The organism is Desulfotomaculum sp. 1211_IL3151 (genome assembly GCF_036763075.1).
GTDB lineage: Bacteria > Bacillota > Desulfotomaculia > Desulfotomaculales > Desulfotomaculaceae > Desulfotomaculum.
In genome coordinates this window covers 1-18,529 of sequence record NZ_JBAIYV010000040.1, presented here as the reverse complement: position 1 = coordinate 18,529, position 18,529 = coordinate 1, and the positions used below count along the sequence as shown (strand labels likewise).

Annotated in this window: 20 protein-coding genes and 2 pseudogenes; 7 read left to right on the top strand and 15 right to left on the bottom strand. The window is 40.1% G+C overall.

Features of this window, described 5'->3' with window-relative positions; all coding sequences use genetic code 11:
- Positions 1 to 55: 55 nt before the first annotated feature.
- A complete protein-coding gene (locus V6C11_RS10635; RefSeq protein ID WP_333531140.1) occupies positions 56 to 268 on the bottom strand; it encodes a CRISPR-associated endoribonuclease Cas6 in 213 nt (70 codons plus the stop codon).
- Positions 269 to 433: 165 nt separating this feature from the next.
- On the opposite strand from V6C11_RS10635, the gene V6C11_RS10630 reads away from it, so the two are divergent.
- Positions 434 to 844, top strand: a complete 411-nt coding sequence (locus tag V6C11_RS10630; RefSeq protein ID WP_333531139.1) for a hypothetical protein — start codon at positions 434 to 436, stop codon at positions 842 to 844.
- Between the two features lie 76 nt (positions 845 to 920).
- Here V6C11_RS10630 and V6C11_RS10625 read toward each other — a convergent pair whose 3' ends face one another.
- From V6C11_RS10625 to V6C11_RS10600, 6 genes are all read right to left on the bottom strand, one after another.
- On the bottom strand, positions 921 to 2,372 hold the full coding sequence (locus V6C11_RS10625) for a PAS domain S-box protein (RefSeq protein ID WP_333531138.1): 1,452 nt from the start codon (positions 2,370 to 2,372) through the stop codon (positions 921 to 923).
- A gap of 571 nt (positions 2,373 to 2,943) precedes the next feature.
- Positions 2,944 to 3,069, bottom strand: coding sequence for a hypothetical protein (locus tag V6C11_RS10620; protein ID WP_333531137.1), 126 nt, complete (start codon positions 3,067 to 3,069; stop codon positions 2,944 to 2,946).
- A 295-nt stretch (positions 3,070 to 3,364) separates the two neighbouring features.
- Positions 3,365 to 4,312, bottom strand: a complete 948-nt coding sequence (locus V6C11_RS10615) for an NAD-dependent epimerase/dehydratase family protein (RefSeq protein WP_442886064.1) — start codon at positions 4,310 to 4,312, stop codon at positions 3,365 to 3,367.
- Positions 4,313 to 4,353: 41 nt separating this feature from the next.
- Positions 4,354 to 5,343 carry a GDP-mannose 4,6-dehydratase gene (locus V6C11_RS10610; RefSeq protein ID WP_333531135.1) on the bottom strand — a complete coding sequence of 330 codons (990 nt, stop codon included), beginning with the start codon at positions 5,341 to 5,343 and terminating at the stop codon, positions 4,354 to 4,356.
- A gap of 4 nt (positions 5,344 to 5,347) precedes the next feature.
- Entirely contained in the window at positions 5,348 to 6,124 is a 777-nt protein-coding gene (gene rfbF, locus V6C11_RS10605; protein WP_333531134.1) for a glucose-1-phosphate cytidylyltransferase, read from the bottom strand.
- Positions 6,081 to 6,827: a glycosyltransferase family 2 protein gene (locus V6C11_RS10600; protein ID WP_333531133.1), complete on the bottom strand. Its 747-nt coding sequence runs from the start codon at positions 6,825 to 6,827 to the stop codon at positions 6,081 to 6,083. The genes rfbF and V6C11_RS10600 overlap by 44 nt, the downstream gene beginning before the upstream one ends.
- A gap of 112 nt (positions 6,828 to 6,939) precedes the next feature.
- Between V6C11_RS10600 and V6C11_RS10595 the strand changes: the two genes are divergently transcribed.
- Together V6C11_RS10595 and minC are read left to right on the top strand one after the other, a co-directional pair.
- Positions 6,940 to 8,370 carry a hypothetical protein gene (locus V6C11_RS10595; RefSeq protein ID WP_333531132.1) on the top strand — a complete coding sequence of 477 codons (1,431 nt, stop codon included), beginning with the start codon at positions 6,940 to 6,942 and terminating at the stop codon, positions 8,368 to 8,370.
- A gap of 201 nt (positions 8,371 to 8,571) precedes the next feature.
- The gene (gene minC, locus V6C11_RS10590; RefSeq protein WP_333531131.1) at positions 8,572 to 9,243 is read left to right on the top strand and encodes a septum site-determining protein MinC; all 672 of its coding nucleotides are present in this window, start codon (positions 8,572 to 8,574) and stop codon (positions 9,241 to 9,243) included.
- A 205-nt stretch (positions 9,244 to 9,448) separates the two neighbouring features.
- Here minC and V6C11_RS10585 read toward each other — a convergent pair whose 3' ends face one another.
- The 5 genes from V6C11_RS10585 to cobC form a co-directional block, all read right to left on the bottom strand.
- Complete coding sequence (locus tag V6C11_RS10585; protein ID WP_333531130.1) at positions 9,449 to 9,982, bottom strand: NUDIX hydrolase; 534 nt, start codon at positions 9,980 to 9,982, stop codon at positions 9,449 to 9,451.
- A gap of 110 nt (positions 9,983 to 10,092) precedes the next feature.
- Complete coding sequence (locus V6C11_RS10580) at positions 10,093 to 11,469, bottom strand: phage-shock protein (RefSeq protein ID WP_333531129.1); 1,377 nt, start codon at positions 11,467 to 11,469, stop codon at positions 10,093 to 10,095.
- Positions 11,470 to 11,689: 220 nt separating this feature from the next.
- Positions 11,690 to 13,144: an IMP dehydrogenase gene (gene guaB / locus V6C11_RS10575; RefSeq protein ID WP_333531128.1), complete on the bottom strand. Its 1,455-nt coding sequence runs from the start codon at positions 13,142 to 13,144 to the stop codon at positions 11,690 to 11,692.
- Positions 13,145 to 13,341: 197 nt separating this feature from the next.
- The gene (locus V6C11_RS10570; RefSeq protein ID WP_333531127.1) at positions 13,342 to 13,566 is read right to left on the bottom strand and encodes a helix-turn-helix domain-containing protein; all 225 of its coding nucleotides are present in this window, start codon (positions 13,564 to 13,566) and stop codon (positions 13,342 to 13,344) included.
- Positions 13,567 to 13,664: 98 nt separating this feature from the next.
- Complete coding sequence (gene cobC / locus V6C11_RS10565) at positions 13,665 to 14,279, bottom strand: alpha-ribazole phosphatase (RefSeq protein WP_333531126.1); 615 nt, start codon at positions 14,277 to 14,279, stop codon at positions 13,665 to 13,667.
- A 165-nt stretch (positions 14,280 to 14,444) separates the two neighbouring features.
- Here cobC and V6C11_RS10560 point away from each other — a divergent pair, with 165 nt between their 5' ends.
- The gene (locus V6C11_RS10560; RefSeq protein ID WP_333531125.1) at positions 14,445 to 14,969 is read left to right on the top strand and encodes an HDIG domain-containing metalloprotein; all 525 of its coding nucleotides are present in this window, start codon (positions 14,445 to 14,447) and stop codon (positions 14,967 to 14,969) included.
- Between the two features lie 81 nt (positions 14,970 to 15,050).
- Here the strand turns inward: V6C11_RS10560 and V6C11_RS10555 are convergent.
- A pseudogene (locus V6C11_RS10555) lies at positions 15,051 to 15,299 on the bottom strand (ABC transporter ATP-binding protein); the annotation flags it as partial.
- 179 nt (positions 15,300 to 15,478) lie between these two features.
- Between V6C11_RS10555 and V6C11_RS10550 the strand changes: the two are divergent.
- The 3 genes and pseudogenes from V6C11_RS10550 to V6C11_RS18710 all read left to right on the top strand — a co-directional run bounded on the left by V6C11_RS10550 (position 15,479) and on the right by V6C11_RS18710 (position 16,720).
- Entirely contained in the window at positions 15,479 to 15,601 is a 123-nt protein-coding gene (locus tag V6C11_RS10550; protein WP_333531124.1) for an AAA family ATPase, read from the top strand.
- Positions 15,552 to 16,455 (top strand): annotated as a pseudogene (locus V6C11_RS10540) (ParA family protein). Before V6C11_RS10550 ends, V6C11_RS10540 begins: the two are co-directional and overlap by 50 nt.
- Positions 16,442 to 16,720 carry a ParB N-terminal domain-containing protein gene (locus V6C11_RS18710; protein ID WP_442886063.1) on the top strand — a complete coding sequence of 93 codons (279 nt, stop codon included), beginning with the start codon at positions 16,442 to 16,444 and terminating at the stop codon, positions 16,718 to 16,720. Before V6C11_RS10540 ends, V6C11_RS18710 begins: the two are co-directional and overlap by 14 nt.
- A gap of 112 nt (positions 16,721 to 16,832) precedes the next feature.
- Here the strand turns inward: V6C11_RS18710 and V6C11_RS10535 are convergent, their stop codons facing one another.
- Positions 16,833 to 17,546, bottom strand: coding sequence for a LytR/AlgR family response regulator transcription factor (locus tag V6C11_RS10535; RefSeq protein ID WP_333531122.1), 714 nt, complete (start codon positions 17,544 to 17,546; stop codon positions 16,833 to 16,835).
- Between the two features lie 302 nt (positions 17,547 to 17,848).
- Positions 17,849 to 18,031 (bottom strand): hypothetical protein, encoded by a 183-nt coding sequence (locus V6C11_RS10530; RefSeq protein ID WP_333531121.1) that lies wholly within the window; start codon positions 18,029 to 18,031, stop codon positions 17,849 to 17,851.
- Between the last annotated feature and the right edge of the window lie 498 nt (positions 18,032 to 18,529).

Genomic DNA, 18,529 nt, shown 5'->3' with positions numbered 1-18,529 from the left:
AGGGGACCTCTTGTTTGCCACGGTGGCAAACAAGAGGTCCCCTGCATCTGACAAATCATATCGTTTTAAACATGCCGAAGCCTTGACTGTTTTTACCCCCAAGACCCGCTTCAAAGGCAATCTTCAGCATTTGCCAATCACCACAAATCACAAAATCCCCTAACCAACCTTTAATAATAAAACCTATCAATGTAGAAAATTTCCTTTTACTGGGTGCATAGAAATAAATAGTTACGGATGCAAGCATTCTTCTTGTAAAAGGTTTCACCCTTAAAATCCGGTGTAGGTTTTATAGCTATCTGAATTCCTTTAAAGCACCTTATCGTTTTTTTCTTTTTAGCCTTTTTTGAAAGGAATAGTGGCTAGAATAGAGAAGTACTCTTTAGAATAATTTGGCTTCCGCCATACCATAAAGGCTTAGGGGGGATTAAGTATGGCCAATGAGGATATTTTAAGACAATTACTCGAAACACAAAATAAAATATTAGAAACCCTTAAGAGCCATGATAGCAAACTGGATGCCTTATCAGAAAACCTTAAGGGTTTAGAAAAAAGCCAACTAAAAATGGACCATCGACTCAGTTCACTTGAGAATGGTCAAGTAAAAATGACTGACCGACTTAACTCTCTCGAAAAAGGTCTGCAAAAAGTAGAGACCAGAATTGAAAACGAGCTAACAGAAAAAATCCGCGGACTCTATGATTCAAGGGAAGTTACTAACGATAAATTTGATCAAATTCTTAATAAACTAACTGACCTGGAAAATACAAGTGACTACGTTTTACTTAAACTAGCCCAGCACGAGGTAAAGCAATTTACCAGTCAAAGGAAAATGATTAAGTAATCGCCACACAATTATCTCTCACCCATCTTTCAGCATCTATGGTGGCAAACGAAAAGTCCCGCCGCCACCCTTGTCACTATTGTCTAAACCTTATAAAGAAGGTGGTTCCGGTGGGGGTTGTTTCTACATCTACCCTTGCATTATGCCTTTCCGCAATGCTGTAGCAGGTTGCTAAACCCAGTCCAGTACCTTCGGCTTTGGTCGTAAGAAAGGGTGTTCCAAGTTTTGGCAAAATATTCTTATTGATGCCTGGTCCTTCGTCTTTTATTTCCAAAACTACATCTTGATCCTTTGAGTAGGTTTGAATGGTTAAAAATCCACCTAAAGGGGTTACTTCTAATCCGTTATGGACGAAATTAAGGATTAGTTGTTTAATTTCGTCTTTACTTAATAAAAGCTCCGGAACCGGTTCTAGTTTAATACTAATATTCTTACTAGAATTAAGGGCATCGGAAGATATTAATGGGTACATGTTTGCTATCAAATCATTTAGGTTCGTTCGTTCTAATTCCTTGGGCTTATTTCTGGCAATTGATAAAAAGTCTGTAATTATACTATTGGCTCTGTCTAGTTCTTTGATCATTAGATTAAAGTATTCTTGATGCTTGGCAAACTCTTGATTTCCAGAAAGCAATTGCAAAAAACCACGCACGGTGGTCATGGGATTTCTTACTTCATGGCCTATGCCAGCAGCCAATTGACCAATAAGATTTAAACGATCCAGTCGGCCAATTTCCCTCGTTAAGTTTTTATAGTCGGTTAAATCATTAAAAACCAGTAAATAACATTTCTCATAGTTAAAATTGATAATATCGACAGAAAGCAATCCTTCCATTAATTTTCCTGATTTGGTCTTTACACAAATTTCTAGGTTACGCAGACAACTGTTCTTGTGCATGGTTTTTTTGATTTCGCAAACTTTTCGTTTATTAAGGCACAAAAAATCATAGAGATCTTCTATTTTAGATCCTACTACTTCATCACGACTTAATTCACAATTTATCAGAAAAGCCTCATTAATATCGATGCATTCATGAGATTTTGTACTAATAATAGCCATCGGATTCGGGCCGGCAAAAAAAACCTTGGCAAACTGTTCCTTGGATTGTCGAAGTTGTTCTTCCGCCAACTTTCGTTTTGTAATATTATGATTAATACTTACCCATGCTTCTGATAAACCATCGCGATTTAATATAGCAAAAAATTCAAAGTCCCCAACAAAGGTACTACCGTCCTTACATTTTTGAAGTATTTCGCCCCTCCACCTTCTATTATTCTTTAATGCATTGATTATATCTGATTGGATTTCATCCGAATTAACTTCTGCATTTAACATACCTAGTTCCTGACCAACTAATTCACAAAATAAATAGCCATAACACATTTCAAATCTTTTGTTAACAAAAATTATTTTACCTTCTAAGTTTGTCACAACAATGGAGTTTGGTGAATAGTTGATAATAAAAGAAAATATCTTGTTAAGGTCCATATCTTTCTGCATGTTGCCAATTGATGTGATTTGATTCATAATATAGCATCACATCCTACAATTCGTTTCTATTTTATTCAATTTTTTACCATTATGTTTCTTTTTGACAGCTCATAATTCCTTCTGTTTTTTTACACCAGTTAAAAACTTTAGGGTAAGTGATTGTACTATAAAAAGTAAAACACAGGCGAAATGCCTGTGTTTTACTTTTTATTAAAAACCTTTGTGCCTTAACAGGGTTTCTATTAAAACGTTTGTATCCAATGTGACATTAGGAACAACCCAGAGGGCCAAAGCAACGATAGCCATAGATAAGATTGCAATGATTACTTTCCTCAAATACGGACCACCCCTTTCATAACGTTAATCGAATAAAAACAATAAGTTCATTTTATGCCCACTAGTATAATCTATATTTTTTTTAATTGCTAGCTTTCCCGTGACTTTCTTAAAATTTTTTTATAAATATGGGGAAGCTATTTTAGTAAAAAAAAATTCTTAGGAGGACAAAATGTTAAAATTAGGGACGATCTTATATTTCCTAATTATAGGCACGGTTATCCTTTTTTTATTAACCCTAATAGCAAGCAAAATAAAAATTCGTTGACCCCTAACCAATTTTTGCGCCAGGAATCAGGGTGTCGCTACGGATATCATCAATATTGTTGGCAGCTTGTCCCACTATACCATAGATTGCTACTGCACCCACATTCGTGGCAAGGGCAGTACTTGACATTCGTCACCCCCCCACGTTTTACCTTATTATTGCCATAATTACCTTGATCATTCAAAACTTAACAATTCGGGATCACTTCACGTTGGTAATAACCTTTCCATATATTAAAGCATGAAATATTAAAGCATGAACAAAGAAGGAGGTTGGGTCTTATGTCCAATAAAGTAATTTATATTGGCGTTGGTTTTGTAATTTTTATTTTTTTTATTGTTTTATTACTGATTTTGTTGGGTGTTTTCTAGTCAATTCGTGTAATCGAGTCGGCTATGAGCCGTGGGCTTTAAAGTCCCATGGCTCACGGGCACCCGGCTTGTGACCTTTTAAACCATTGAATGGTCTCTTTAAGGCCTTGCATGAGCGCTACCTTAGGCTGCCATTGTAATACCTGTCGAGCCAGGTTGGTATCGACACAATAGGCAAATTGTTCCCCCTTTTTATAGGTCATTTTACCAATCTCTAATCGCTCAGAACAATCTAGCATGGTGGCAATTAGTATAGCCACATCCTTGATTGGTTGGGAAAAACCCTGACCAATATTAAATATACCCCCGGCCGCCCGGGGGTTATTTGCTGCCAACCATAAAGCCTCCACTACATCACTCACATAGATGAAGTCGCGATATTGTTCCCCGCCAGTCATGGGAAAGGGCTGACCTGCCAATAAAGTTTTGATTAATTGACTGATAAAAAAACTCTCATCCTGGCCCGGCCCATAAATCAAGGTGAACCTTAGGGTAACCACCGGCAGCTTAAAATACTCATAACAAAGCTTTCCGAGGGAGGTTGCAGCAGCCTTGGCAGATCCATAGGCAGAAACCGCCTGCAATCCCTGATGCTCCTGGTAAGGAGCAGGTCCCCTGCCATATTCAGCTGCACTGCCAGCTAAAATCACCGATTCACATTTTAAACCATCTAATGCATGAAAAAGATTCATGGTTCCTAAAAAGTTTATTTCATAGGCCTCCTGAATAGCCTGCCAGTTATAGCCCTGGGGCCTGACACCAGCCAAATGATAGACGATATCTGGTCTAAAACAATGTACTTGCCTCTGTAGATTAACAAAATCATTCAGGTCACTTTGAATGATCTCTATATCGTTGTCTTCCTTTATACAGCTTTGATTGGACCTGATAACAGCACCAACCTTTACATTTTCCTGTCCGAGACGCTTTATTAGATGAGTGCCAATAAACCCACTGGCTCCGGTTACCAAAACCCGTTTTTTTGCTAGCAAGCCCTTCACCTCCTTAAAGACCTCTCTATCCTAGCCTGGAAACTAGCCCATCATTCAGCGGTGTCAGGCACTTTCAACCAACGACGATACCACTCCAGCGTACGGACTAACCCCTTGGCTAAATCCCAGCTTGGCTGCCAATCTAACAATTCCCTTGCTTTACGACTGTCACTATATTGGTTAAAGATTTCCCCACCTAGGGAATTCCCACCCAGGATCGTAGGCACTATATCCTTTCCTGTCAGGCGTATAATTTGCTCAACAATTTCAATGACTGAGTAAGGTCTGTTTGGCGCAAAATTAAAGGCCTCACCCATAACATCTGGACGATGTAGGTTTTCTGCCAGGGAGAGGTAAGCAGCAACGGCATCTTCGACATATAGATATTCCCTTAAAGGACTACCATCGCTTCTTATTACCGGCGGTCGATCTCCCAACACTGCTTTAATGCTTCCAGGGACGATACGGTTAAAATTAAGGTCTCCTCCTCCATATACATTGGCCAATCTGGAAATAACCACAGGCAACTTGTAGGTGTGATAATAACTTTGGGCTAGCAAATCGGTACATGACTTGGAGACATCATAGGGGTGTTTACCCCTTAGGGGTTGATTCTCACGGTAGGGCAATTGATCCGAGTCGCCATAGGCTTTATCGCTGGAAGCAACCACAACCCTTTCCACCGTAGGGGAGAGCCGACAGGCCTCCAGTACAGTCCAGGTACCCTTTATATTTGATTCAAAGGTTGACAGTGGTGAGCGGTTGGCTATGGTTACGATGGTTTGGGCAGCCAAGTGAAAAACCGTATCGATTTCATACTCGGCAATAACTCTGTTAACAAATAAAAAATCTCCAATATCTCCATAGGCTACATAAATACCATTTAATAAATCCTTCTGAATGATACTCTTATTACCCACATGATCTCGCATAATGCCAACTACATTGGCCCCTTCTTCAACCAACTTTTTCGTTAACCAACTGCCAATAATTCCTGAACAGCCTGTAATAAGCACATTTTTATCAATCCATGGCTTCAATTTTCTACCACACCTCCCAAGGGGCTTGCCCCTGCTGCCAAAGCTTATTTAATTGTTCCATATCGCGGAATGTGTCCATACACTGCCAAAAACCCCTATGTTTGAATATTTTCAGTTGCCCATTCTTGGCTAAATTTTCGAGGGGCTCCCGTTCCATGACACACGAATCTTCATTGGTTAAATAGTTGAAAAATTCCCGACGAAAGATAAAGTAACCGCCGTTTATCCAGCCCCGGGTAACTTGATTTTTTTCGCTGAAATTACATACCTGATCCCCTTGAACATCGAGTTCCCCAAAACGCGACAGGGGACGCACACCCGTTACTGTAGCTAAACAGCCATGGGAACGGTGAAATTCATACAACTCCCTTAAATTGACATTACAAAGGCCATCACCATAGGTGACCATAAAATCCGTATCCTTTCCTATGTGGCTTTCGATTCTTTTCAACCGACAGCCCGTCATGGCTTGAATTCCTGTATCAGCCAAGGTCACTTGCCAATCCAGGCTCTGTTTACGATGTATTTCTATGACAGGACCATTCGTAAAATCAATTGTTAAATCACTATTCATTAGATCATATTGAATAAAATAGTTTTTAATCATTTCTCCCAGATAACCAAGGCAAAGGATAAAGTCCTTGTAGCCATAAAAAGAATAATACTTCATGATGTGCCAGAGAATAGGCTTTTCTCCCACGTTTACCAGGGGTTTTGGTCTAAAGACTGTTTCTTCCTTAAGCCGGGTCCCTTTGCCCCCACATAGTATTACTATCTTCAAAAAAAACACCTCTTTTTCGGTAAAGAGCTATATTTTTTATAAATTCCCAAACTGTACTCAGCCGTACACTGGAATTGCCACCCATACGGCGGTGAAATGCCACAGGAACTTCACCCACAGAAAAATTAAGATATTGTGATTTTAAGACAATTTCTGCATCCAAAAACCAGTCCTTTGCCCCAAGGTTCAATTGTTCGTAGCAGTCACGACTCATCATTTTAGGTGATCCATTGATATCTCCAACATTTACCTTAAATATATATACAAAAATTGTATTGAATATGTGAGATATATATTTTCTGATTAAGCCATCTCCCCGATACTGCCGCTTAACTTTACAAAGTTGATAATTTCCTTCCAGCATTGACGTATAAACCTTAATAACATCAGAAGGATCAATTTGACCGTCTCCTCCCATAAAACCAAGATAATCTCCACTGGCCCAGCGTAAGCCATTAATAATCCCCCATCCGTACCCCTGGTTGTGACTTACCTTAACGACTTTAAATTGAGGATTGTTCTTGGCTAACTCTGCTAGTATTAAACCAGTTTTATCCGTGGAACCATTGTCAACCAGAACCAATTCATAATCAATTTGTTCCCTTGTCAGTTGTTGTTGAAGTTCTGAGGCCACCCTTGCTACATTTTCCTCTTCGTTGTACAAAGGTATTACCATAGATAGTTTTGGATATTTGGCAGCCATATCTCTTCTCCTTGTCTCAATATTTACCAATGAGAGTTTGACCAACATTTTTAACTTCTATACAGGTTATACTAAGAGAAATAATGGAAATTAACACAAAAGGGGATTTCGATTGCGCCATCCAATATCAGCCATCGGGCTTAAATTAAGCTTTTTATGGGTTGTCCTGTTATTACCTGGTATTTTAGGCATTTTTAAAGGAGCGGGATTACCCGACTTACAAAATAACTATTGGACACATTTGATGCCCTGGGGAAAATCACAAACCATTGAGGCCATTGTCTTAGCCCTTATCTTTACTGCCGTGTTTTTTCTGTATTGGCAGGCAATTAAAGCCAGCCATCGGTCCAGTTTGTTTGAAATTGCCGCATGGACCCTTCTATTTACTGTAATCCTTATTTTTTTATTTCCCTTTGCCTGTGAAGATATCTACTACTACACTGCCAGTGGACAATTGCAGCATAGCTATCAAGAAAACCCTTATCTAAAAACACCTCACCAAATTACCGGCTGGCAAGGTGATCCCTTTCTTAGTACCACCGGATGGGGTTTTTTGCTTAATCCCTATGGACCTTTATGGAACATGGTTACATCATGGCTTGTATCCCTAGCCTCTGATAAGTTTTGGCTGGCTATATTTTTATTTAAAGCCTTTGCCGGATTTATCCATATGATAAACCTTTTGCTGATTGGCTTTACTGCTAATAAACTAAATATAGAGCCTGCCCGGGCCATGGTTGTCTACGGTTGGAATCCCCTTTTACTATTCGAACTGCCCGGTCATGCCCATAATGATGCATTGCTGCTAACTTTTCTAATCCTTACATTTACCTGCGTAGCTACAAAAAAGCTGACCTTGACTTTACCACTTCTAACCCTTTCTGCCCTCGTTAAATATACAACCGTTCTATTGGGACCTCTGATCGGGCTTTGGTTACTATGCAGAAAAAAATACCTTATTATGGTTTTGTCTGCTTTGCTATCCGTCCTTGCATTGCTGCTGATATGGTCTCCCTACTGGGTTGGTTTTGAAACACTAGCTGGCTTAGGCCGGCAAATGAATTTCTATTCCATCAAGTCCTTACACTATTTATTATTTAAAGGTTTGTCCCAATGGTTTGCCACCATCCCCGGCCCCCAAGCCTTTAAAATTAGCTCTCAGTTTTTTTTAATTATTTTTGGGGTTATTTATAGCTTCATCCTATATCGCCTCTGGTATAACAAAAGTACTGCAAACATTGGAAAGTTAATTAAGTTATCTATCGTGATCTTTATTTTATACTTGTTGGTTATTAACAAATGGTTTCAGCCCTGGTATTTCTGTTGGCTAATACCCCTAATAGCCCTTTATCAGCCGAGTCCAATCTTTGCAGTTGCTCTGCTGCTCTCTTATACAGCTGAATTATCACGGGTACCCCAGTTATTATGCCAAAATACCGGGCCAATGGTTCAGCTTCTAACGGTTATCATTACCTGGCTACCGTTATTGGCCTATGTTTTTATTCGAAAAGCTTGGCTGACGTCAAGTCTTAAGTGCCCTTAAGGGTATGGCGTCGGCCTTAGTTTGCCCTGATGCATGTCGGAAAGTTCATGCCTTTCGATATATTAAGAAACTTATTCCCTGTCAATTCAGGAAAATAAGACAATAAAATGTAATCGGTAAAATTTCTCAAGAGTTTAGGAAGGAATCAGTCACCTTCAGTCGAATTGTTTAAGAACATGTAAAAATTGGCAGGTGACTTTTATGAATGAAGTGGTCAATATCAAAGGAACAAGACATGGACTGTTGATTTTAGTAAACCCCAACAGTGATTTTGAAGAAATTAAACATACTTTATATAAGAAGATGGAAGCAGCCAGGGGTTTTTTTAAAGGGGCTAAATTTGCTTTTTCCCAGGAGGATAATGATCAAACCAGGATACTAGGGGAAATCTGTCAACAATATGGTCTAATCCATCAACCGGATATTAAAGCTAAAATAAATAGTACTCCTGCAAGCCTACAAGAAAAAGCCATTGATCCGTCCCAGGTTAGTCAAGTGAAAGCTTCAGATACCGTAGGTGGCGATACACTGTTGGTAAAAAGAAGTCTACGCTCAGGCCAGCAAATAAATTATCCCGGCAATGTTGTTGTTTTGGGTGATGTACATGCCGGGGCAGAGATTGTGGCCTATGGCAATGTATTAGTAATTGGTGCTTGCCGAGGGGTTGTCCATGCCGGAGCCAACGGCAACAACTCTGCGCGGGTTATTGCTCATCGCTTATGTCCTGCTCAACTAAGGATTAGCACTTCCATTGCCTGTTCCCCCTCGGATGCTCGATCTGCTGATTACCCAGAAATTGCTTACCTGGCACAGGATAACCAAATCATCGTGGAATGCTATAATAGTAGCAGGCCAGCTGGTAGAATTGCATAATAAACAAGGGAGTGTTGCAAAACTACTTTTTTAGTAGCTAAGCAACCACTCCCTTTTTATTTTTACTTCTTAACTAAAGTTTTAAGAAACAATCCCTTGATCACCTTTTAAAACCAGTCATGTCGCCCTGAGCGAAAGGGTATGTATTCGATCCTTCGCTACCGCTCAGGATGACAGGGGTTGAAAATAATGGCAGTTCGTGTAGTCACACTTTGCCGTTTACAGCTAGAAGACCAGCGATCGTTTTACCATCCCTTAATTTACCATCACCGATCATCTTAACCGCTTCAGCATAGGGAACTTCTGATACCTTGACAAACTCATCCTCATCTGGGTTCTGTTCTCCCTCTGTCAGCCCAGTGGCAAAAAATATATGCATGAGTTCGTTCGAAAAACCCGGCGTGGTATAAAACTCACAAATCTTTTCCATATGTTTAGCGGTATAACCCGTTTCCTCCTGTAATTCCCGCCGAGCACATTGTTCCGGGCTTTCTTCCCGATCTAATTTACCTGCTGGTATTTCAATAAGCACTTCCCCCACCGGGTAGCGATATTGGGATACAAATAAAACATCCTTATTATCCTTTAAAGCAACCACAGCCACCGCCTGGGAAAACTCCACCACTTCCCTAGCTCCTTCTTTACCATTTGGCAAAGTTATTTGATCCACTCGCAGGTTGAGTATTTTCCCCTGGTAAACAAGCTTTGTGGAAAGTGTCTTCTCCTCTAACTCTTTCAAATGATTCTCCCCCTCGTGTTAGCATCATACCTAACATTATTCCCTGCGAGGGGCTTTTTACCTCCTTAAATTAGCCTTTAGCTTTACGGTTTTGGGCTGGGGGCTACTAACTATAAACCAAATATACTGCTAATTTTCTTGGCTATACGTACTAAGGGCCGATTTAAGGATTCCTCTAGCTTTGTTTTTTCAGATTTAATTCTACTGAGTTCCTGTTGCGTTAATCTTAGGGATTTTTGTAAATCTTCTCCTCCTTCCAAGGCATCCTTTAAATCGTTGCTTAAGGTGTTAATATCCTGTAATAGCTTACGTTCTTCAACATCCGATGAATGTTGATATTTTTCCATCTTTTGTTTGAGATCAACAATTTCCGTCTGTAATTCGGCTACCCTTGTGCTATAGCGTTCCTTTAGCTCAGCAAGGCGGGCTTTGTTTTCCCGATCCCTCTCCTTATACTGTTGCAGTTTACCAAATAAACCCTCCAGGCTGGATTGAGTCTTTTCAGATATTTCCTTTAGCTTTATATTTTCCTGCTCTTTTTCTTGACATTTGCGGACCCATAACCTACATTGGTAAAGAATACTGTTGGCCTTATTATCGGTCCTCTCCAGTTCATGCCGATACCTTAATATTTCTTTTTTACGTATGTTTAGCAATAGATCCTTTTCGGATAATTGACTGGATAAGTGGTTGTACTGTTCCACCATCGAAGACCTTTGGGCCAAAGCTGCTGCTGCCTCCCTTTGGGCAGCACCTATTTCATTTAATTGGAACTGAAATCTTTCATTTTTCATTAATAGTTTTGCCCGATCCTTTTGCCATTGTTCCTTTTGTTTTTCCAGAATATTAATGTATCTCTTTACTAAATGATCATATAAGGAATGAATTTGCTGATTATAACTCCACACATCATAGCTTCGTTCAAAATAGGGAAACTTTTTCAAGACTTGCTGGACAGCCGATTTACTTGTGGGGCGCCATTCATTTACACATTCAAATAGTTGTTGCGCCGATAAGCCACCTTCATGCATTTTTAGAGCCTTAATTACCAAGTGTTTCAATGAATATTGCTCTGCTTCAACATTCCACTCGGTTAAACCCCAACTACCATTTTCCAGCTGAACAAAACGTCCATCCGGCATTAGGGCGGCTTCTTCGGCTAATTTCCTCATACGCTTTTTCCGTGCCACTGTGTTGGTAACAACCTGACGTAAGCCAATGGGCTGCTGTCTTTTGATCAAAAAGGCATAAAAATGATCATTTTCAGAATAACCCTGAAGCAGTAATCGCCATTTGCCATTTTCACCTTGACTAAAGCAAGCATGTTGTTTTAAGCATAAACCAATCCGCTCAACAACCTTATCCAGTGAATAATCCTGAAGCATTTTTTTCTGTACGTAAGGTGCTATTTCTTCTACGGATAAACCATCAAAAAAGAAAAGAGTCTTTTTTAATACATCCGTCAGAGAGTTAAGCTTTGTTGTCACAGGTCTCCTCACCTTCCTGTACTATTTTATTAATGGTAAAATTGGTATTATATTCCTTTTATTACTTTATTATTCACTTTCCACTCCAAGTTCCCTGCTATTAATTGTAAAATTTTTCCTACATATTCCGGTGGTTAACTACATGATTTAAGAAATTTTGCCAACAAAAAAAGAGTGTCGCCTGCTACTAGAAAGTAGCTCTGCGACACTCTTGTCTTTTTTATAGACTGTAGTTCGGTGCTTCCTTGGTTATATTAACTCCATGGGGATGGCTTTCCTTTAAACCAGCCGGTGTTATGCGGATAAATTTAGCATTTGTTTTAAGCTGCTCTATGGTATGACAGCCTGTGTAACCCATACCAGCCTTTAAGCCGCCGACCAATTGGAATACCGTGTCAGAAAGAACCCCCTTGTAGGGCACCCGACCCTCAACACCTTCCGGCACCATTTTCTTAGCTTGCTCTTGAAAATATCGGTCTCCACTGCCTTGTTTCATGGCTCCCAATGATCCCATGCCACGATACACCTTGTAGCTACGGCCCTGGTAGATCTCTTTCTCACCGGGGCTTTCCTCTGTGCCAGCTAAAATACTTCCCAACATGACTACACTGCCCCCGGCAGCAAGAGCCTTAACAATGTCACCGGAGTATTTAATACCACCATCTGCGATGACAGGGACCCCATGTTTACTGGCTTCCTGGGCACAATCGTAAACTGCCGTTATCTGTGGCACGCCAACCCCTGCAACCACCCGAGTGGTGCAAATGGAACCAGGACCAATGCCAACCTTGATGGCATTGGCACCGGCGGCAATAAGATCTCTGGTTGCTTCTGCCGTGGCCACATTACCGGCAATGATATTTAGATTAGGATATTCTAAACGTATCTTTTCAACGGTCTTAACAACCAAATGTGAATGGCCATGGGCAGTATCCACCACAATAACATCTGCTTTAGCCTTGACCAGGGCTTGTACCCTTTCCATGGTGTCAGAGGCAACTCCCACTGCCGCTGCCACCCTTAGGCGACCACGGTGATCCTTCGCGGAATTTGGATATTCCTTTGCCTTTTGGATATCCTTAATGGTTATTAAGCCCCTTAGATTATTGTATTCATCCACAATCGGCAGCTTTTCTACCTTATGTTTCATTAATATTTGTTTTGCTTCTTCAAGACTTGTCCCTTCACAGGCAGTAATTAGTCTATCCTTTGTCATTACCTCGCCACATTTTCGATCATGATTGGTTTCAAAACGCAAGTCTCGGTTGGTGAGGATTCCTACTAATTTACCTTCCACAGTAATGGGTACACCTGAAATATGATATCTTTCCATTAATTCATGGGCTTCACTAATAGCGCTGTCTGGGGATAAAAAGATAGGGTCCGTAATAATACCATGCTCTGATCTCTTAACTCTGTCAACCTCTAAGGCCTGGCGTGCGATGGACATATTTTTGTGTATTACACCAATGCCACCCTCACGGGCCATAGCAATTGCCATTCTTGATTCCGTTACAGTATCCATACCTGCACTCATAATAGGTACATTAAGTTTTATATCTTGGGTCAGGTAAGTAGAGGTATTCACTTCCCTGGGTAATACTTCCGAGGAACCAGGAATTAATAGTACATCGTCAAAGGTTAATCCTACTTTTGCAAACTTATCTGGATACAAAATGTGTCGCTCCCTTCTTCGCAAAACTTCAAAAAAATTGTATTCGTATATTATATCACAGGAAGAATTATGCTTCTAGCATATATTTATGAACAATGGAAAACCTTCCGTTATATGCAACTGGTTAGGCATAAAAAAAATTAGCTTTTGCCATTAGCTGTTAGCAATCGTGCTAATGGCTAATAGCTAATGGCTAATCAGTCTTGCCCCATAATAGAGCCTATTCCATGGGTCCAAAAATGATCCTTTAAATGACCGATACATTTTGGCGTTACACCAAATTCTTCTGCCATTTCTTCATCGCTTCTATTGTTCTTAATTCCTTCAATAAGAGTATCAAAATTTACACCGACTTCATTGGCCTTCGTCTCCAGGCTTGGTTCAGTACTCCAAGGAACCCTTGATCTGATCGATTCTTCCATATCTATTCCCTCCCTACCGATACTAAAGGTAGTCTTTCTCGGTAGGAAGTCGATTATCCCAAGAAATCAGAAAAACAAAAACGGAATTAAGGGAGTGCTTATTTTAAATGACAGGTGTCATTGAATAACTCCAGAATTGCCTTTTGTTGACCATAATATTCAAGAACGGTCAAAGACACATTATCCAAACGTAATTTCCAGAAATGGTTTAAGTCAAAACCCAGGGCATTGGCTACAATGACCCTTATGACTCCACCATGGGACGCCACCAGAACATTTTCTCCGGCATGTTGATTTATTATTTCATTTATCGCCCTTTGGCATCGCTCGGCTAAATCCTGTAATTTTTCGCCATGGGGGATCTGAGTATCAAGTGGGTTGGATCGCCATTGAACACTTAGATTTCCATAGTTCTGTGAAATTTGATCATAGGTAAGACCTTCCCAGACACCAAAATTTATTTCACGTAAGTCTGGTAGGTAATTTACCTGAGTACCGTGTTCTTTGACGATTATTTGAGCGGTCTCCATGGCCCTGGATAGATCACTACTATAAAAGGCATCAATTTTTGTCTGTTTTAAACTCAAAGCCAGTCTTTCTGCCTGTTGCCTGCCAAAATTTGATAAAGGTACATCCGAATGTCCCTGAAATCTACCCCCGGCGTTCCACTCTGTCTCCCCGTGACGTACTAGGTAAAGTTTTGTTGCCTCCACAACCCCACCCCTTTCTTTATTGAATCACCTGAGTAATTTAATAAAACCTTACAAACTCCGCATTTTACATTGCTTTATTCTACATAAAACATTATATTTACTAATGATATAACTACTTTCTTTTACTAAGTACTAAAATCCTGCAAATAATAATATGGTGATGACATGATTAACCGAGTAAAACAATTTTGGTTTGCACTTTTTAGTCGTATGAGACCGGATGATATTAAATTTGTTCAGGAATATCTGGATGAAAAGGAAAGGATATTGTTCTTGCAGATGGATAGACCCACCCAAACCCATTGTGTTAGGGTGGCAAAAACTTGCCTTTTTTTATTGCCTGCTAATGATCATTCTGTCAATCAGAGACTCCTTGTTAAGGCTGCCTTGCTCCATGATATTGGCAAACGTGCCAATATGATTCGCACAATTGATCGAGTGCTTATTGTCCTGCTGGGAACTTTAACAGCAAAAAAGCCCGCTGACTTACTTAAACAAATAAATCAGCGGGGACGCTTTGCCCAGGCTCTCTCCGCTCATTTAGAACATCCCCAAAGGGGAGCAAGGCTGGCCCAGGAATTCAATCTCGATCCTGCTATTATTTACCTCATTAAAAATCACCATGGTGAAGCAGATGCAATAGCTCCACCGGAATTATCAATTCTAAAAAAAGCCGACGAGCTTAATTAGCAGGAACATGGATTAACCGCTGGACTTTTACTCACGTCTTACAGACCCTTGCCTTCTTGGCAATTACCCATTGTACAATGGTTACAACTCCCAACCGCTTGATTCAGCCTGGATCGTCCATAACTTTTTATAAAGGTCGTTTTTGCTGATAAGCTGGTCATGGCTGCCCCGCTCAGCAACCCTGCCATCTTCCAGCACAACTATCTGGTCCGCATCCTGAATGGTTTTCAGGCGATGGGCAATTACAATAACCGTTCTTCCTGCAATTAACTCACTGATAGCCCTTTGCACCTCAACCTCATTTTCAGGATCAAGGGAGGCGGTGGCCTCACAGTAATATACACAACCACGGGAATCCGCATAAACACTGGGTTCCGTGAAAATAAAAAAGTTCTATAATCACACAAATCGCCACAAACAAATAGTTTTACATCGTAAAAACGGTTCATGAGGTCTAAGGACAGCTCAACTGTCCCCAAAATGAACCATTATTGAAGGAGGCGTTTTTTGTGAATGATTGCAGAATTATAGCTATGGCCAATCAGAAAGATGGCACTGGAAAAACAACAACAACATATAACCTTGGAATTTCCCTCGCAGAAAAGGGCAAAAAAGTTTTATTTAGTAGATAATGATCCTCAAACCAATCTAACTACAGCTTTCGGAGTTGAAAATCCCGACGAGTTCAAATGGTCGCTGCATGATATCTTGACTATGATTATGGATGAAAAGCCCTTCCCCGACCAAAGCGAGTATGTTCTGCATGGTGAAAAAGTTGATCTCATTCCGTCAAGTATCAATCTATCGGTTACAGAAATTAACCTGCGGGACGCAATGCGGAGAACATACTTTGTCGGTATTATTGGAGCCGCTAAGACAGAAATACGACTACATCATTATCGACACGAATCCATCCCTGGGACTGTTGACTATCAACGCCCTCGCTGCGTGCGACAGCGTTATTATACCGGTAAATCCGCAACTCTGGTCAGCAAACGGACTTGCTGCACTGTTGAATATTATTCTAAAAGTACAGAAGAAGCTTAATCCTTCCATTCGCGTTTCAGGAATCCTCATAACTATGACGGATGAAAGAACGAATCTTTATAAAAAGGCTATGGGACTGATTGATGAATATTTCAGAAATAAAATTCGGATATATGATGTTCAGATTCCCTCAACGGTTAAGGTAGGAGAAGCCAATTTTCATAGTTGCAGCGTATCGGATTTTGACGAAAAAAATAAGGCTGCCCTTGCATACTCAGATTTCGCAAAGGAGGTAATGGGATATGGCAACAGCGAAAGCGACTGTCGAGAGACCAAAACCTCGGCCTATAATCTGGATGAACTTTTTATGCTTAATGAGGACGACAATAGCCGACCTGCCCGCCCCACCCTGGTTTCAGCATCCACCAAAACCTCCTCTGAGAACAAGGATACAGTTTTTATAACACTGCCCTTTGCCGTAATGGATGATTATCCATAGCACCCTTTCCGGCTCTTACACTGGGCAACGGAAAGACGATATGACCGAGAGCATAAGGACAAAAGGGATACTACAACCCCTTATCCTTCGCGCGAAAGATGATGGTAGGTATACTGTACTGGCTGGTCATAACCGGAAATACAGTGGCATAGATGCCGGAATGGACAGTGCTCCCGTAATCATCAAGTACAATCTGACCGATGATGATGCGCACTATTCCATAAAAATGCATTCCCGTTACATAAATTTGACAAAAAGCGCCTAATTTTTTATATCAAATATTTATCTGATACAGGGGCCTAATGTCTCCAATACCTTGATTTTTGTACTGAATTCGTGTCGGATCAGAAAGTCATTCAAATCCAGTAGCTTAGATATCAGTTCTTTTGATATAGATTCAAAAAAGCTTTTTTAACCCCATTGGCATAGGTAATACCCACGGGAAGCTCTTTTCCGTTTTGTAAAACAACGTGGTGCGAACAAAAGGTGGTAATATGCAATAAGTTCACGATATAGGAGCGGTGTATCCTAAAAAAACTATGGTCCTGTAATTGATTTGCCAACTTTTCCAGATTACCGTTAAATCGGGTTTCTGTGTCTTTGTAATGTACGGTAATAAGGCGCTTTGAAACTTTAATATAGGCAATATCTATTTTAGGTACGGCTATATTGCTATCGCAAACGTTGCAAAGGAGTAACTCCTTTCTTTTTTGCATGGAAAGCTCCACTGCTCTTACAAATACCCTTTCAAACTCCTCCTGGGTTGTTTTCCCTTTGATCAAATACTTGACGGGCCTGACCTCAAATGCTTCATATACATGTTTTTTGCTATTGGTCAAGAATATAAGGGAGGTTTGATAACCGTATAACTGAAGTTGCCGGGCAGTTTCGATTCCGTTCATTCCTTCCAAATGAACATCCATATAAATAATATCTGCCATAAACTTTTTTACGGCATCTAAAAGTGCTTCTCCACTTTGAAAGCACTGAATATCGATTTGAATATTATGTTTTCGCGAAACATTTATCAGCAGCTCTCTGTATTTTCGGGAAGTCATTTTATTGTTTTCACAAATACAAACATAAATCATATCCATCCTCATATTCGCTTTATTTCTTGAAGTTATATATGTATCAACTTCCATTATTTAAGAAATTGATATCCCGTAATATAACAAATGCAGATTTATTTGCTCGCTGCTTTGTATCTAATTATCATTTTTTTCCCAATAAGCTTGAGAACCCAGAGCAGACGGGAGGATAAAAAAAGATACCGTCGCTGCCATAGCATGTGTCACGCACGATGTCTTTCGCAGATTCCAACGCCTATTGTTAGTAATTTCGCCCCTTAAGAATCTTTGGTAACTTACGTCAAGCACTCCGACCATACTTTCTAGAGCAGACTTGATTCTATTGTCGTAGCCTGTTCCGTGGCTTTGACGGACCGTTCATAAGCCTTGGTCAGATTGACATATGAGATTGCCGATAATAACAGGATTGTCACAATCAACAACATGCCTGTGAACAGGGCCAGCTTTCCTCTCATTTGCAGCTTGATATTCTTTGGTTTCACCATTCGATTTTCCTCCTATGCTTAGTGGAAGTTTTATGCCACTCGATTTCATTAATATACGACAGATTTTACCTATATTTTTGCTTTTATAGATATCGCTTGTATTGAATTGGCATTTTATTGTTCCCAATAAGAGGCTGGAATCGGTTTTCGTCGTCGGATATTGTCAGGGACAAAAAAAGGAACCATCCTAATGTTAGGATGGTTCTAGGGTTTTAAGAAGGCGTTCATTAAATAAATATACATCTTCTTAAGTCAGCCTAATATCCCTTCTGGCAATTGATTCTCTTCATCAATAACTCCTTAAACGTGTTTTTAATATGACAGCAAGTCATTTATCTTTCTCAATGACTCTTCACTGTTTCCATCAAGCCTGCTGCTAGAATAAAAATAGGACAACCAAAATAGAGATTTTTCCTAGCTTAGTGTAAAATTAAAACTAACTAGGAGGAACTGTTTAATGGGAAAGCATAAGAAACAATACAGTGCTGAATTCAAGCA

Bases quoted from the DNA above. Each gene is read 5' to 3' on its own strand.
- V6C11_RS10630 (WP_333531139.1), top strand. From the start codon at position 434: ATGGCCAATGAGGATATTTTAAGACAATTACTCGAAACACAAAATAAA.
- V6C11_RS10625 (WP_333531138.1), bottom strand. From the start codon at position 2,372: ATGAATCAAATCACATCAATTGGCAACATGCAGAAAGATATGGACCTT.
- V6C11_RS10620 (WP_333531137.1), bottom strand. From the start codon at position 3,069: ATGTCAAGTACTGCCCTTGCCACGAATGTGGGTGCAGTAGCAATCTAT.
- V6C11_RS10600 (WP_333531133.1), bottom strand. From the start codon at position 6,827: ATGGCTGCCAAATATCCAAAACTATCTATGGTAATACCTTTGTACAAC.
- minC (WP_333531131.1), top strand. From the start codon at position 8,572: ATGAATGAAGTGGTCAATATCAAAGGAACAAGACATGGACTGTTGATT.
- V6C11_RS10570 (WP_333531127.1), bottom strand. From the start codon at position 13,566: ATGGAAGAATCGATCAGATCAAGGGTTCCTTGGAGTACTGAACCAAGC.
- V6C11_RS10560 (WP_333531125.1), top strand. From the start codon at position 14,445: ATGATTAACCGAGTAAAACAATTTTGGTTTGCACTTTTTAGTCGTATG.
- V6C11_RS18710 (WP_442886063.1), top strand. From the start codon at position 16,442: ATGATTATCCATAGCACCCTTTCCGGCTCTTACACTGGGCAACGGAAA.
- V6C11_RS10535 (WP_333531122.1), bottom strand. From the start codon at position 17,546: ATGATTTATGTTTGTATTTGTGAAAACAATAAAATGACTTCCCGAAAA.
- V6C11_RS10530 (WP_333531121.1), bottom strand. From the start codon at position 18,031: ATGGTGAAACCAAAGAATATCAAGCTGCAAATGAGAGGAAAGCTGGCC.